The sequence below is a fragment of the Amycolatopsis sp. MtRt-6 genome (assembly GCF_017308975.1).
GTDB lineage: Bacteria > Actinomycetota > Actinomycetes > Mycobacteriales > Pseudonocardiaceae > Amycolatopsis.
Map to the genome: position 1 here is coordinate 21,944 of NZ_JADWPD010000015.1, position 13,532 is coordinate 35,475.

Annotated in this window: 16 protein-coding genes; 15 read left to right on the top strand and 1 reads right to left on the bottom strand. The window is 71.1% G+C overall.

What is annotated here, in order from left to right; genetic code table 11:
- Nucleotides 1-6 precede the first annotated feature (6 nt).
- From I4Q55_RS24630 to I4Q55_RS24660, 7 genes are all read left to right on the top strand, one after another.
- On the top strand, nucleotides 7-543 hold the full coding sequence (locus tag I4Q55_RS24630; protein ID WP_206790875.1) for a hypothetical protein: 537 nt from the start codon (nucleotides 7-9) through the stop codon (nucleotides 541-543).
- Nucleotides 540-986, top strand: coding sequence for a hypothetical protein (locus tag I4Q55_RS24635; protein ID WP_206790876.1), 447 nt, complete (start codon nucleotides 540-542; stop codon nucleotides 984-986). The genes I4Q55_RS24630 and I4Q55_RS24635 overlap by 4 nt, the downstream gene beginning before the upstream one ends.
- A gap of 13 nt (nucleotides 987-999) precedes the next feature.
- On the top strand, nucleotides 1,000-1,338 hold the full coding sequence (locus I4Q55_RS24640; protein ID WP_206790878.1) for a hypothetical protein: 339 nt from the start codon (nucleotides 1,000-1,002) through the stop codon (nucleotides 1,336-1,338).
- A gap of 63 nt (nucleotides 1,339-1,401) precedes the next feature.
- Complete coding sequence (locus tag I4Q55_RS24645; protein ID WP_206790881.1) at nucleotides 1,402-2,667, top strand: efflux RND transporter periplasmic adaptor subunit; 1,266 nt, start codon at nucleotides 1,402-1,404, stop codon at nucleotides 2,665-2,667.
- Entirely contained in the window at nucleotides 2,664-3,368 is a 705-nt protein-coding gene (locus I4Q55_RS24650) for an ABC transporter ATP-binding protein (protein ID WP_206790883.1), read from the top strand. Before I4Q55_RS24645 ends, I4Q55_RS24650 begins: the two co-directional genes overlap by 4 nt.
- Nucleotides 3,365-4,567: an ABC transporter permease gene (locus I4Q55_RS24655; protein ID WP_206790884.1), complete on the top strand. Its 1,203-nt coding sequence runs from the start codon at nucleotides 3,365-3,367 to the stop codon at nucleotides 4,565-4,567. Before I4Q55_RS24650 ends, I4Q55_RS24655 begins: the two co-directional genes overlap by 4 nt.
- A gap of 9 nt (nucleotides 4,568-4,576) precedes the next feature.
- Nucleotides 4,577-5,089, top strand: coding sequence for a hypothetical protein (locus tag I4Q55_RS24660; RefSeq protein ID WP_206790885.1), 513 nt, complete (start codon nucleotides 4,577-4,579; stop codon nucleotides 5,087-5,089).
- Here the strand turns inward: I4Q55_RS24660 and I4Q55_RS24665 are convergent.
- Nucleotides 5,086-5,562, bottom strand: a complete 477-nt coding sequence (locus tag I4Q55_RS24665; RefSeq protein WP_206790886.1) for a TspO/MBR family protein — start codon at nucleotides 5,560-5,562, stop codon at nucleotides 5,086-5,088. The genes I4Q55_RS24660 and I4Q55_RS24665 overlap by 4 nt on opposite strands.
- A gap of 60 nt (nucleotides 5,563-5,622) precedes the next feature.
- Here I4Q55_RS24665 and hemL point away from each other — a divergent pair, with 60 nt between their 5' ends.
- The 8 genes from hemL to I4Q55_RS24705 all read left to right on the top strand — a co-directional run bounded on the left by hemL (nucleotide 5,623) and on the right by I4Q55_RS24705 (nucleotide 13,449).
- Nucleotides 5,623-6,924 carry a glutamate-1-semialdehyde 2,1-aminomutase gene (gene hemL / locus I4Q55_RS24670; RefSeq protein WP_206790887.1) on the top strand — a complete coding sequence of 434 codons (1,302 nt, stop codon included), beginning with the start codon at nucleotides 5,623-5,625 and terminating at the stop codon, nucleotides 6,922-6,924.
- The gene (locus I4Q55_RS24675) at nucleotides 6,921-7,547 is read left to right on the top strand and encodes a histidine phosphatase family protein (RefSeq protein ID WP_206790888.1); all 627 of its coding nucleotides are present in this window, start codon (nucleotides 6,921-6,923) and stop codon (nucleotides 7,545-7,547) included. Before hemL ends, I4Q55_RS24675 begins: the two co-directional genes overlap by 4 nt.
- Nucleotides 7,544-8,107, top strand: a complete 564-nt coding sequence (locus tag I4Q55_RS24680; protein WP_206790889.1) for a TlpA disulfide reductase family protein — start codon at nucleotides 7,544-7,546, stop codon at nucleotides 8,105-8,107. Before I4Q55_RS24675 ends, I4Q55_RS24680 begins: the two co-directional genes overlap by 4 nt.
- 85 nt (nucleotides 8,108-8,192) lie before the next feature.
- Entirely contained in the window at nucleotides 8,193-8,600 is a 408-nt protein-coding gene (locus I4Q55_RS24685; protein WP_206790890.1) for a hypothetical protein, read from the top strand.
- Nucleotides 8,601-8,751: 151 nt separating this feature from the next.
- Complete coding sequence (locus I4Q55_RS24690) at nucleotides 8,752-9,525, top strand: cytochrome c biogenesis CcdA family protein (protein WP_206790892.1); 774 nt, start codon at nucleotides 8,752-8,754, stop codon at nucleotides 9,523-9,525.
- Nucleotides 9,522-11,117, top strand: coding sequence for a cytochrome c biogenesis protein ResB (locus I4Q55_RS24695; protein ID WP_206790893.1), 1,596 nt, complete (start codon nucleotides 9,522-9,524; stop codon nucleotides 11,115-11,117). Before I4Q55_RS24690 ends, I4Q55_RS24695 begins: the two co-directional genes overlap by 4 nt.
- Before the next feature lie 3 nt (nucleotides 11,118-11,120).
- Nucleotides 11,121-12,089: a c-type cytochrome biogenesis protein CcsB gene (ccsB, locus tag I4Q55_RS24700; RefSeq protein ID WP_206790894.1), complete on the top strand. Its 969-nt coding sequence runs from the start codon at nucleotides 11,121-11,123 to the stop codon at nucleotides 12,087-12,089.
- A gap of 76 nt (nucleotides 12,090-12,165) precedes the next feature.
- Nucleotides 12,166-13,449 (top strand): MinD/ParA family protein, encoded by a 1,284-nt coding sequence (locus tag I4Q55_RS24705; protein WP_206790895.1) that lies wholly within the window; start codon nucleotides 12,166-12,168, stop codon nucleotides 13,447-13,449.
- The last annotated feature ends 83 nt before the right edge of the window (nucleotides 13,450-13,532 follow it).

Genomic DNA, 13,532 nt, shown 5'->3' on the forward strand with positions numbered 1-13,532 from the left:
CCTCGCGTGGAAGACAAAGAGGACCTCACGGGTCTGACGGACGACGAGCGGCGCAAAAAGGGCCGGTCGCCCGACCCGGTGCTCCCCGGCGAGCGGGCCCCGAAGGCGACTCCGCCGCGCCCGGTGGCCGTGTCGTTCTGGCTGTGGCTGGCCGGCGGTGTGGTGCTGATCCTCGGCTACGTCCAGCTGATGGCGGGCAAGTCGGCGGTCATCGACCAGTACGTCAAGGGCACGAAGGACCCGAAGATCACGCCCCAGATGATCGCGGACGGCGTCACGGCGATGCTGTGGTTCCTCCTCGTCGGGTCGATCGTGTTCACGCTGCTGTTCCTGCTGTTCGCGTACAAGACCCGCGAAGGCACCCGCTCGGCCCGCACAGTGCTCACCGTGCTGCCGATCGTGATGGTGCTCCTGATCTTCACCTTCGCGCCGGTGCTGACGTACCTGACGCTGGTCGCGGTGCTGTTGTTCGTCATCGCGCTGGTGCTGCTGTACCTGCCGTCGGTGAGCGGCTACTTCCCCAAGGTCGGCAAGAAGCTGTGAGTGACCGGCTTTACGCCGAGTCCGGCGTGAGCTGGGCCGCCATCGGCTGGGGCCCGGCGTTCGCCGTGGTGGGCGCGCTGGCCGAGCTGGCCACGGGCGGCCCGGTGCACGTCGTGGGCTGGCTGATGGTCGGGTTCGCGCTGTGCGTGATCACGATGCCGTGGGTGTACGCGCGCCGCCGGTTCCTGTCCCTGGAGGTGACGACGGAGCAGCTGCGCCAGGGCCGCGAGAAGGTCCCGGCAGCGGAGATCTCGTCGGTCACGGACGTCGGCGCACCGGTCGGCGCGCGGGTCCTCGGCGGCGGCTGGTCGGTGCCGCGGAAGTACGACGAGCTGCCGGTGAAGCTGGCCGACGGCACGGTCGTGCTGGCGTGGGCGAAGGACGTCGAGGCCCTGCGGGACGCGCTGGACCGGCTCGTCCGGGCGACGCCGCGCGAAGCATGAGAAAATCGGGACCGTGATCGACCTTCCGCAGCCCACCGGGGCCGAGCTCTGGCCGCCGGAAGAAGCCGGCCCGGCTGCCCGGCTGCACAAGCCGTGGCGGACCCTCGTCGCCGTGGTGGAGGTCGTGCTCGCCGTGGCCGCCGGGTGGGCCGCCTACGCCTGCTGGCACGGCAGCGTCGCCACCGTGGTCACCACCACCGATGACGGTGCCGTGCTCGAGTCGCACCGGTACTTCGGCGGGATGCTCGCCGCCGCCATCGGGCTCGGGACCGTCGCCGCCCTGTTGCTCGTCGACGCGGTGCGTCAGCTGACGCTCGCCATCCGTGCGCGGAGTCCGAAGCCCGCCGCCTGATACACAGCTCGCGCACAGGCAACCAACAGTCCATTGCTAAGCAGCGGCAGCAATCTTTGCCGCATGACGCGCGTGCGTGCCTCGAAGGCATGGGTGATCAACGGAGCTCTGGTCGTACTGCTGGCCGGGGCGGGGTTCGGGATATACCAGGCGTTCAGCCCCGAACCGAGCTCGGCGCAGGCGCAGTCGCGCAGCACCCCGGTGCGCCGGGCGACGGTCACCGAGACCATCTCCGCCGCCGGGACGCTCGCCAGCAACTACACCGGCGCGGCGAACTTCGCCACGGCGGGCAAGGTCACCTCGATCGACGTCAAGGTCGGTGACGTCGTCAGCGCCGGGCAGAAGCTCGCCACCATCGACAGCACCCAGGCGGCGAAACAGCTTCAAGTCGCGAAGGCGAACCTCGCCGTCGCGCAGGACGGCTTGGACACCGCCGAGACGGCGGAGGACACGCCGGCGACCGGGCAGAACAGCCAGAACGCGCAGACCAACGCCGCCAACAACGTCACCTCGGCGCAGGCCAAGCTCGACCAGGCCGAGCTCGACGTCCAGACCGCGCAGCAGGCACTCGACAACACCGTCCTGTACGCGCCCGGCGCCGGCACGGTCACCGCCATCAACGGCACCGTCGGGCAGCAGTCCTCCAGCGGCTCCAGCAGCTCCGCAGCCACGGGCCAGTCGTCGAGCGGTAGCGGCCAGGGTGGGCAGGGCTCCCAGAATTCCAGCTCCACCGCGTCGAGCAGCAGCAGCTCCGGGTTCATCACCATCACGAACCTGACCGGCCTGGTCGTCGACACCTCCGTCGCGGAAATCGACGTCAGCAAGGTCAAGGCGGGCCAGAAGGCCACGGTGACGCTCAACGCGCTGCCGGACAAGCCGGTCCAGGCCACCGTGTCGAGCGTCAACCTGACCCCGACCACCAGCGGCAGCGTCGTCTCCTACGGCGCGCAGCTCGCGCTGACCAACCCGCCGGACGGGCTGCGGCCCGGCCAGTCGGCGAGCGTCGTGATCACCGTCGCCGAGGCGGACGACGCGCTGAGCGTGCCGGCCGCGGCCGTGCAGACCGTGGGCAGCACCAACCTCGTCACCGTGCAGGAAAACGGGCAGAACGTCACGCGCCAGGTGCAGGTCGGGCTGCGTGGCGAGTCGACCGTCCAGATCACCTCCGGGCTGACCGAGGGCGAGAACGTCGTGCTCACCGCGACGGCGCCGACCGGCACCACCGGCGGAACCGGCCGCACGGGCGGCACCGGCGGCTTCGGTGGGACCGGCGGGTTCCCGGGCGGCGGCCAGCGCGGCGCCGGCGGCGGCTTCGGCGGCCGCGGATGAACCCGGTGATCGCGGTTTCCGCACTGCGGAAGACCTACGGGGCCGGCGAGACGGCGGTGCACGCGCTGCGCGGCGTCGACCTCACCGTGTGGCCCGGCGAATACGTCGCCATCATGGGCGCCTCCGGCTCCGGGAAGTCGACGCTGCTGAACATGCTCGGCTGCCTGGACGTGCCGACGTCCGGCCGCTACCTCCTGGACGGGTTCGGCGTCGGCAGGCTGAACGAGCGGCAGCTGGCGTTGCTGCGCAACCGGAAGATCGGCTTCGTCTTCCAGTCGTTCAACCTCGTACCCCGGACGTCGGCCTTGTCCAATGTGGAACTTCCACTGGTCTACAGTGGACTGAAGAGGTCGGAGCGGCGGCGGCGCGCGCTCGCGGCGCTGGAGATGGTCGGGCTGTCCGAACGGGCCAAGCACCTCCCGAGCGAACTTTCCGGCGGCCAGATCCAGCGCGTCGCGGTGGCGCGGGCGCTGGTCACCGGTCCGGCGATGCTGCTGGCCGACGAGCCCACCGGCAACCTCGACCGGCGCAGCACCGAGGACGTCCTCGGCGTCTTCGACCGGCTCAACCGCCTCGGCCGCACCATCGTCGTCATCACGCACGAGGACGAGGTCGCCGAGCACGCGCACCGCGTCGTCCGGGTCGACGACGGGCTCATCGTGTCCGACGAGGTCACCCGCGCGGTGGGGGCGGTCTCGTGAACGTCCTGGAAATCGTGCGGTTCGCCGTGCGCGGGCTCACCGCGAACAAGCTGCGCTCGGCCCTCACCACGCTCGGCATCACCATCGGCGTCGCCGCGGTGATCCTCCTGGTCGCGGTGGGCAACGGCGCGTCGGCGGCCATCGCCGCCAGCATCCAGGGCCTCGGCACCAACGTCGTCAACGTCTCCCCGGCCCGCGGCGGCGGCCAGGGCGCGACCGCGCGGCCGCTGACCGTGCAGGACGCGCACGCCCTCGTCGACCCCGTCGGCGCGCCGGACGTCAAGGCCGCGTCACCGGTGGTCAACACGACGGCGACCGCGACCTACGGGCAGACGTCCTACGACATCTCCAGCGTCGCCGGCACCGAACCCGCGTACTTCACCACGACGAACCGCGAACTCGCCCAAGGGCAGCTGTTCACCAGCGAGGACGTCACGGCCGCGCGGAAGGTCGTCGTGCTCGGCCCGACCACGGCGGAGTCGATCTTCGGCGCCGCCGACCCGGTCGGCAAGAACGTCCTGCTGAACAGCATCCAGTTCACCGTGATCGGCGTGCTCCAGCCCAAGGGCAGCACCGGCCTGCAGAACGCCGACGACGTCGCCATCGCGCCGATCTCGGCGGTCCAGAACTCGCTGTCCGGGTACGGCAGCCTCAGCCAGATCGCCGTTCAGGCCACCAGCGCCGACTCCGTCTCGCTGGCCCAGTCCGAGATCACCGCCATCCTCAACGCCCGCCACGGCATCCGGCTCGGCGGCACCCCGGACTACCAGATCCAGAACTCCGAGCAGCTGCTGGCGACGCGGACGTCGGCGACCGAGACGTTCACCGTGCTGCTGGCCGCGGTCGCGGCGATCTCGCTGCTCGTCGGCGGCATCGGCGTCACGAACATCATGCTCGTCACGGTCACCGAGCGGATCCGCGAGATCGGCATCCGCAAGGCCATCGGCGCCCCGCGCTCGGCCATCCTCGGCCAGTTCCTCGCGGAGGCGACCATGCTCAGCCTGTTCGGCGGGCTGCTCGGCGTCGCCATCGGGCTGATCGGCAGCCGGTTCACCATCTCCGGGATCAAACCCGTCATCGTGCCCTCGTCGATCCTGCTCGCCTTCGCGGTGTCCGCCCTGATCGGGCTGTTCTTCGGCAGTTTCCCGGCGAACCGGGCCGCCAAACTGAGGCCCATCGAGGCCCTGCGTCACGAATAAGGAGTTTCGATGTCTTCGTCCACCACGACCCCGCCGAACGCGGAGGACATCGTCGCCAGCCCGGCGGTCGACGGTGACCTGAACGCCGAGATGCGCCGCGCCGCCAAGCCGTTCTCCCGCACCACGGTGGTGCTCGCCGGGCTCGTCGTGCTCGCGGTCGCCTTCGGCGGCGGCGTCTGGACGCACGCGGCGTTCGGCTCCTCGGCCCCGTCGACGCCCACCCGCCAGGCCGGTGGCGCCCAAGGCGGCCAGCAAGCCGGCGCCGGTCAGCAGGGCGGCGGGTTCCGCGGCGGCCGCGGCACCACGGGCACGGTCGACCGCGTCGACGGCACCACGGTGTACGTCAAGACCGCGCAGGGCACCGACGTCAAGGTGTCCACATCGGACTCGACGACGATCGGGGTGACCCAGCAGGGGCAGCTTTCGGACCTCAAGCCGGGCGCGACGGTCGTCGTCCAGGGGCAGGCGGGCAGCGACGGCACGGTGACCGCGCAGGCCATCACCCAGGAGGCCGCGCGCTAGTTGAGGACGATGACCGCGGTGTTGAGCGCCGTCGCGTAGAGGATCCAGCCGAGGTAGGGCACCAGGAGCGCGGCGGCGGCCTTCGACCGGCGGCCGAACAGGACGATCGTCACGACCACGACGACGTCGAGCAGCACGATGTCGGCCAGCGCGAGCCCGGCCGCGCGGCCCTCGAAGAACAGCGGCGTCCAGAGCAGGTTGAACAGCAGGCCGATGCCGTAGGCGGCGAACCCGCGTGTTTCGCCGTCGGTCCGCCAGTACAGCCAGCCGGCCACCGCGATGGTGATGTACAGCACTGTCCACACCGGACCGAACAGGGACGCGGGCGGGGCCCACGGCGGCTGCTCGAGCCGGGCGTAGACCTCCCTCGCCGACGTCGCGGCCAGGCCGCCGACCACGGCCACCACGGCGACGACGCCCAGGAAGCCGGCCAGCATGAGCCACTGGTTGCGGTGCGGGGCGCGTTCGGTCACCGGCTGTTTCCCTCCCGGGCGGCTGCCCGCCATCCTAGGCGCGTTTGGTTCACTGGACCCGTGAGCACTGGAACCGAGCAGTCCAAGGCATGGTTCGACCGCGCGAAGACGGCCATCCCGGGCGGGGTGAACTCGCCGGTCCGGGCCTTCAACTCGGTGGGCGGCACCCCCCGGTTCATGGTCCGCGGCGAGGGCCCGCACCTGTGGGACGCCGACGGCAACCGCTACGTCGACCTCGTGTCGTCCTGGGGCCCGATGATCCTGGGGCACGCGCACCCGGCGGTCGTCGAGGCGGCGCGGACGGCGGCGACGTCCGGGCTCTCGTTCGGCACGCCGACGATCGGCGAGGTGGAGCTGGCCGAGGAGATCATCGGCCGGGTCGAACCCGTCGAACGGGTCCGCCTGGTCAACTCCGGCACCGAGGCCACCATGAGCGCGATCCGGCTGGCCAGGGGGTTCACCGGCCGGTCGAAGATCGTGAAGTTCGCCGGGTGTTACCACGGTCACGTCGACGCGCTGCTCGCCCAGGCCGGCTCCGGCGTCGCGACGCTCGGGCTGCCGACGTCGCCGGGCGTGACCGGGGCCCAGGCCGCGGACACGCTGGTGCTGCCCTACAACGACCTCGACGCGGTCCGGAAATCCTTTGTGGACAACCCGGGGGAGATCGCCGCGGTGATCACCGAGGCGGCGGCCGGGAACATGGGCGCGGTGGCGCCCGCCGAAGGCTTCAACGCGGGCCTGCGGGAACTCGCCCACGAGCACGGCGCGCTGCTGATCATGGACGAGGTGATGACTGGGTTCCGCGTCTCGCGCGCGGGCTGGTTCGGCCTCGACGGCGTGGCCGGCGACCTCTACACGTTCGGCAAGGTGATGTCCGGCGGGCTGCCGGCGGCGGCCTTCGGCGGCCGCGCCGACGTGATGGCCAAGCTCGCCCCGGGCGGGCCGGTCTACCAGGCCGGGACGCTGTCCGGGAACCCCGTCGCGGTGGCCACGGGCCTCGCGACGCTGCGCGCGGCCGACCACGCCGTGTACGCGGCCCTGGACGCCAACGCGAAGCGCCTCGGCAACCTCTTCCACGCCGCGCTGAGCGAAGCCGGGGTTGCGCACAACGTCCAGTATGCGGGCAACCTGGTGAGCGTGTTCTTCGGCGAGACGCCGGTCCACGACTACGCCGGTGCGCAGGCGTCGGAGACGTGGCGCTTCCCGGCGTTCTTCCACGCGTTGCTCGACGGAGGCGTGTACGCGCCTCCGAGCGCGTACGAGGCGTGGTTCGTCAACGCGGCGATGGACGACGAAGCGTTCTCGGTGATCGAAGCGGCGTTGCCCGCCGCGGCGCGCGCGGCGGCTGGAGCCGTCCAGTGACCACCGTCGTCCACATGCTGCGTCACGGCGAAGTGCACAACCCGTCGAAAATCCTGTACGGCCGCCTTCCCGGCTACAAGCTGTCGGAGCGCGGGCAGCGGCAGGCACTGACGGTCGCCGAGGCCGTCGCCGGGCACGACCTCGTGCACGTCGTCGCGTCGCCGCTGCAGCGGGCGCAGGAGACGGCCGGCCCGATCGCCGCCGCGCACCGGCTCGACATCGCGACCGACGAGGGCCTGATCGAGGCGGACAACCAGTTCGAGGGCCTGCACGTGGCGGTCGGCGACGGCGCGCTGCGGGAGCCTCGCCACTGGCCGAAGCTGGTCAACCCGTTCAAGCCGTCGTGGGGCGAGCCCTACCTCGAGATCGCGCACCGGATGCTCGGCGCGGTCCACCGGGCACGCGAGGCGGCGGCCGGGCACGAAGCCCTCTGCGTGTCGCACCAGCTGCCGATCTGGACGCTCCGGCGGTTCCTCGAGGGCAAGCGCCTGTGGCACGACCCGCGGCGCCGCCAGTGCTCGCTGGCGTCGCTGACCAGCCTGGTCTTCGACGGCGACGAGCTGCGCGAGATCGTCTACAGCGAGCCCGCGGGCACCACCGACCCGAAGGTGACCGGCGCATGAAGCGGCTGGTCGCAGGTGTGGTCGCGGTGCTCGCGCTGGCCGGGTGCAGCGCGGGCAAGGACGCGGTCGTGCAGGGGAGCAGCTTCAGCTTCGTCTCCCCGGGCGGCAAGGTCGACATCACCTACGACGTCGCCCAGCGCCAGACGGCCCCGGTCCTCGCCGGTGAGGACCTGATGAACGAGGGCAAGCAGCTCTCGCTGGCCGACTTCGCCGGCAAGGTCGTGGTGCTGAACCTGTGGGGCCAGTGGTGCGGGCCGTGCCGCACGGAGGCACCGGAGATGGAGTCGCTGGCCAAACAGGGCGTCCAGGTGGTGGGCATCGACGTCCGCGACCCGGCGCGCGAGGTGGCCCAGGACTTCGTGCGCGACCGGAAGCTGACGTACCCGTCGATCTACGACCCGGACGGCCGGGTGCTGCTCAAGCTGAGCGGCTATCCGCGCAACATCATCCCGTCGACGATCGTGCTGGACAAGCAGCACCGGGTGGCGGCGGTCTTCCTGCGGCAGGTGCTGGCCCAGGACCTGCTGCCGGTCGTGCGGCGCCTGGATGCGGAAGCCTGACCGCGTTTGGCGGAAAAACCCTCACAGCGGGCACGGTTCGGATAGGTTCCTCATGATCATTTTGTCCGGACTGAGGGGATTTCCGATGTTCAAGAAGTTTGCGGCCGCCGCGGCGGTGGCCTGCGCCGCCACCGCGCTCGTGCCGACGGCCGCGTTCGCCTCGGCGAGCGGGTGCAACAACGGGACCTGCATCGGGGTCGAAGGCCAGAGCCTGCGCGTCGAGTCGATCACCGCCGACTCGCTGTCCGGCAGGGGCTTCTACGGCCACTACCACATCTACGGCGGCGGCATCGACACCAACAGCTCGACGGGCAACTGGGAACCCGGCCTCGGCTGGACCATCTACCCGCGGCGTGACCTGCCGAACGGCTCGGTCCTCTGCGTCGAAGCCTGGGTGAAGGACCCCGCCAGCGGCGGCCACTCCCTGCGGGGCCGGCCGTGCGTCGAGGTGCGCTTCGGACCACGCGCCCCACTGTGGCCTTGGTTGCGTTGAACGCACCCAATGTGGCCTTCGGTGCGTTCAACGCACCGAAGGCCACATTGGGGCGCTCGGGGTGGGACGAAGGTCCTGATCTGCTGTGACCGAGGTCCTGTGAAGCGGCCCCGGCGTTCTCACCAGGACCTCACTGCCTACCCTCAACGGGGTGAACTCCGTGACCGAGCTGGCGATCTCCGGGCCGCTGCTGCTCGCCGCGGGCGTCGCGCTGCTGGCCGGAGCCGTCTCCTTCGCGTCGCCGTGCGTGGTGCCGCTCGTGCCGGGGTACCTCGCCTACCTCGCGGCGCTCGTCGGGGCCGACGCGCCCGCTGTCAGCGCCGACGAAGAACGCAAGCACGGGCGGTGGGCCGTCGTCGGGGCGGCGCTGCTGTTCGTGCTCGGGTTCACCGTCGTCTTCGTCGCCACGCTGGGCACGCTCGTCTGGCTCGCCGACACGCTCGTGCTCAACCAGGACGTGCTGCAGCGCCTCGGCGGGGTGCTGACCATCGCCATGGCCCTGGTGTTCCTCGGCTGGATCCCCGGCCTGCAGCGCGAGGTCCGCTCGCACCACGTCCCGCGTGGTGGCGTCTGGAGCGCTCCGCTGCTCGGCGCGATCTTCGGGCTCGGCTGGACGCCGTGCATCGGCCCGACCCTGTCCGCGGTCATGACGCTGGCCAGCGCCACCGGTGGTGCCGAAGCCCGCGGATACCTGCTGATCGCCGTCTACTGCCTCGGCCTCGGGCTGCCGTTCCTGCTCATCGCGCTCGGCGCCCGCTGGGCCGTGCGCGCCACCGACTGGGTCCGCCGGCACGGCCGCCAGGTGCAGATCTTCGGCGGCGTGCTGCTGCTGGCCGTCGGCATCCTGCTGGTCACCGGCGTCTGGGGAGATTTGATGGGCTGGCTCCGCAACGAGCTCACGGGTGATCTGAGGCTGCCGCTGTGACGACCACCGAGGCGCCGCCCAAGACTCCGCAAGGCCCGACGCCCGCGAAGCGCACCTTCGCTTTCCTCCGCAACACCTGGCGCGGCCTGACGTCGATGCGCACCGCGCTCGTCCTGCTCTTCCTGCTCGCGCTGGCCGCCCTGCCGGGCGCGCTGCTGCCGCAGCGGACGCTGAACGCCCCCAAGGTCGCCGAGTACATCAGCGCCCACGGCTGGTGGGGCACCCTGCTCGACAAGCTCGAGTTCTACGACGTCTACTCCAGCATCTGGTTCTCGGCCATCTACCTGCTGCTGATGATCTCGCTCGTCGGCTGCCTGACCCCGCGCAGCTTCGAGTACGTCAAGGCCATGCGCGCCAAGCCGGTGCTGACGCCGCGCAACCTGGCCCGGATGCCGCACCATCGGATCGGCCGGGGCAAGTCCGACGTCTCCGCCGAGATCGCCGCCGCCCACAAGCAGCTCTCCGGCTGGCGCCGCGTCGAGCGCGAAGAGGCCGGCGGCGTCCGCACGATCTCGGCCGAACGCGGGTTCCTGCGCGAGACCGGCAACCTCGTCTTCCACTTCAGCATGCTCGGCCTGATCGTGTTCTTCGCCCTCGGCAAGCTCTTCGGCTACGAAGGCCAGGTCATCGTCCAGGCCGACGGCAGCACGTTCTGCAACTCCGGCATCTACAACTACGACTCCTTCAACGCCGGCCTGCGCGTCGACGGCACCGACCTCAACCCGTTCTGCGTGAAGATCAACGACTTCACCGCGCGCTACACCGAGTCGGGCCAGCCGGACTACTACCACTCGAACATCGAGTACCAGTCCGGCGCCGACCTGGACACGAACACCTGGCGCCCGTACGGCCTCGAGGTCAACTCGCCGCTGCGCACCGCCGGCGACCGCGTCTACCTGCTCGGCCACGGCTACTCGCCGAAGTTCACGGTCACCTTCCCGGACGGCTCGCAGCGCACCCAGAACACCCAGTGGCGCACGGTCGACCCGGCCACGATGCTCGCCGAGGGCGCGACGAAGTTCGACCAGCCCGGCGTCACCGACGAGGTGCAGCGGCGGACCCGCCAGCTGGCCATCACCGGCCTGTTCGCCCCGACGGCGTTCCTGCACGGCAGCGTCCTGACGTCGTCGGCGCCGGAGGCGAGCGACCCCGCCGTCGCCGTCGACGTCCTGCGCGGCGACCTCGGCCTCGACGCCGGGCGTGGCCAGTCCGTCTTCGAGGTCGACCAGTCGCTGGTCGACGACGGCAGGCTGAAGAAGGTCGCCCGCGAGAACCTGAAGGTCGGCCAGGAGATCAAGCTCGACGACGGCACGAAGATCCGCTTCGACGGCGTCGGCCAGTGGGTCTCGCTCCAGGTTTCCCACGACCCGACGCAGGGGTTCGTGCTCGGCTTCGCCATCGCGATGTTCCTCGGTCTCGGCGCGTCCCTGCTGGTCAAGCGCCGCCGGCTGTGGGTGCGGGTGAAACCGGGGACCGAAGACGACCCGGGTACCGTGATCGAGGTGGCCGGGCTGGCCCGCACCGACCAGGCCGGGTACGGCGAAGAGTTCCACCGGGTCAGCGAACGCCTGCTCAGCGGGCAGAAGGGCTGAGGCATGCCGATCAACGAGACGTTGTCGCAGTACAGCGACTGGCTGTACACCACCGCCGCGGCGATCTACGTCGTCGCGCTGATGATGACGCTGGTCGAGCAGGGCTTCGGCGCCAAGGGCAGGCTCGCCACCGAGCGCGCCAAGCTGCGGGCGCGCGAGCTCGTCGGCGCCGGCGGGCCGCCGGTCGAGGAGGTCCCGGCCGCGCCGCGCGAGGTCGGCAAGCCCGAGCGGATCGGCCGGATGGGCGCGGCGCTGCTCGTGCTCGGCGCGCTGCTGCAGCTGGCGGCGATCGTGCTGCGCGGGCTCGCCGTGCACCGCGCGCCGTGGGGCAACATGTACGAGTACGGCATGGCGGTCACCTTCATCACGGTGGTGACCTGGCTGATCGTGATGTGGAAGTTCCCGGTCCGGCACCTCACCGGCTTCCTGCTGCTGCCCGTCGTGATCCTGATGTTCATCAACGGCACGCTGCTGTACACGATCGCGGCGCCGGTGCAGCCCGCGCTGCAGTCGTACTGGCTGGTCATCCACGTCTCGGCGGCCATCATCGGCTCCGGCGTCTTCCTGGTGCCGGGCGTGGCGAGCGTGCTCTACCTGTTCCGCGCCGCCTACGACAAGGACAACACGAAGTTCGCGCGGTTCGCCCCGAAGCTGCCCGAGGCCGACGTCCTCGACCGGATCGCCTACCGGACCACCATCTTCGCCTTCCCGGTGTTCACCTTCGGCGTGCTCTGCGGCGCGGTCTGGGCCGAGTCGGCGTGGGGCCGGTTCTGGGGCTGGGACCCGAAGGAGACCGTCGCGTTCATCGCCTGGGTCGTCTACGCGGCCTACCTGCACTCGCGGGCGACCGCGGGCTGGCGCGGAGCCCGGGCGGCGGCCATCAACATCGTCGGGTTCGCCGCGATCGTCTTCAACCTGTTCTTCGTGAACCTCGTCACCGCGGGCCTGCACTCCTACGCCGGGGTGGGCTGAGCATCCCGCGCGTCCGCCGACTACCGTCGACACCGGGGGACCGAGTGTCTTGCGGAGCGCGTGGAGGTTTTCACCGGTGACCGGACCCAGCGAAGAATCGGCTCCTGGCCACCGCGAACAGGCCGACCCGGCCGCTGCCGGCCTGTTCGCCGACGACCGGACGGACTCGCACCCGCACCCCGAGGCGTCGGGGGCCTACGACGTGCAGCCGACGCAGGCGGTGACCCCGCCGCCCAACCCGGCGGTGTCCGGCCCGCACCAGGTCAACCCCGGGGTGTCGGGGCCGCACCAGGTGCCCTACGGCTACGACCAGAACCTGCCGCCGCTGCAGCCGCAGCAGTACCAGGCGCAGGCGCAGTACCCGCCTTCGGGCCTGCCGCAGCCCCAGGGCGGCCGGCACGCGGCGCCGCAGCAGCCGGGCGGGCACGGCCACGACCTGTCGACCGCACACCTGGTCAAGCAGACCAAGCGGCCCCCGCAGTCCGGCTGGCGCAAGGCGCTCTACGTCGGCACCGGCAAGCTGGTCAACCCGGGGGAGAGCCCGGCGGACACCCGCCGCCGCGAGCTCATCGCCCGCGTCAACCAGCCGCTGCGCGGGTGCTACAAGATCGCGATGCTGTCGCTCAAGGGCGGCGTCGGCAAGACCACGGTGACGACCACGCTGGGCTCGACGTTCGCGTCCCTGCGCGGCGACCGCGTGGTGGCGGTGGACGCCAACCCGGACCGCGGCACGCTGTCGCAGAAGATCCCCCTGGAAACGACGGCGACGGTCCGTCACCTGCTGCGCGACGCGGCCCGCATCACGCGCTACAGCGACGTCCGGTCGTACACGTCCCAGGGCTCGAGCCGGCTGGAGATCCTGGCGAGCGAGCAGGACCCGGCCGTGTCGGAGGCCTTCTCCGAGGACGACTACCGGCGCACGGTCAACCTGCTGGAGCACTTCTACAACATCGTGCTCACCGACTGCGGGACCGGCCTGATGCACTCGGCGATGAAGGGCGTCCTGGACGTCGCGGACGCGCTGGTGGTGGTCTCGTCCGGCTCGGTCGACGGCGCCCGCAGCGCCTCGGCCACGCTGGACTGGCTCGAGGCCCACGGCTACGGCGAGCTGGTCAAACGCTCGGTGGCGGTGATCAACTCGGTCCGCCCGAAGGGTGGCTCCGTCGACCTCGACAAGCTGTCGGCGCACTTCGGCGCGAAGGTCCGGGCGGTGTGCAAGGTGCCGTTCGACCCGCACCTGGAGGAAGGCGCGGAGATCGAGCTGGACCGCCTCTCCGGCGACACGCGCCTGGCGCTGCTGGAGCTGGCGGCCACCGTCGCCGACGGCTTCGCCACCCCGCTCTCGCAGGGCTACCGCTGACCAGGTCACCGTCCCGGGGGGGGGGGGTTATTGGGGTTGAAAACCCCAAAACACACACCACCCGCGGCGGGGGCGGGGATGGG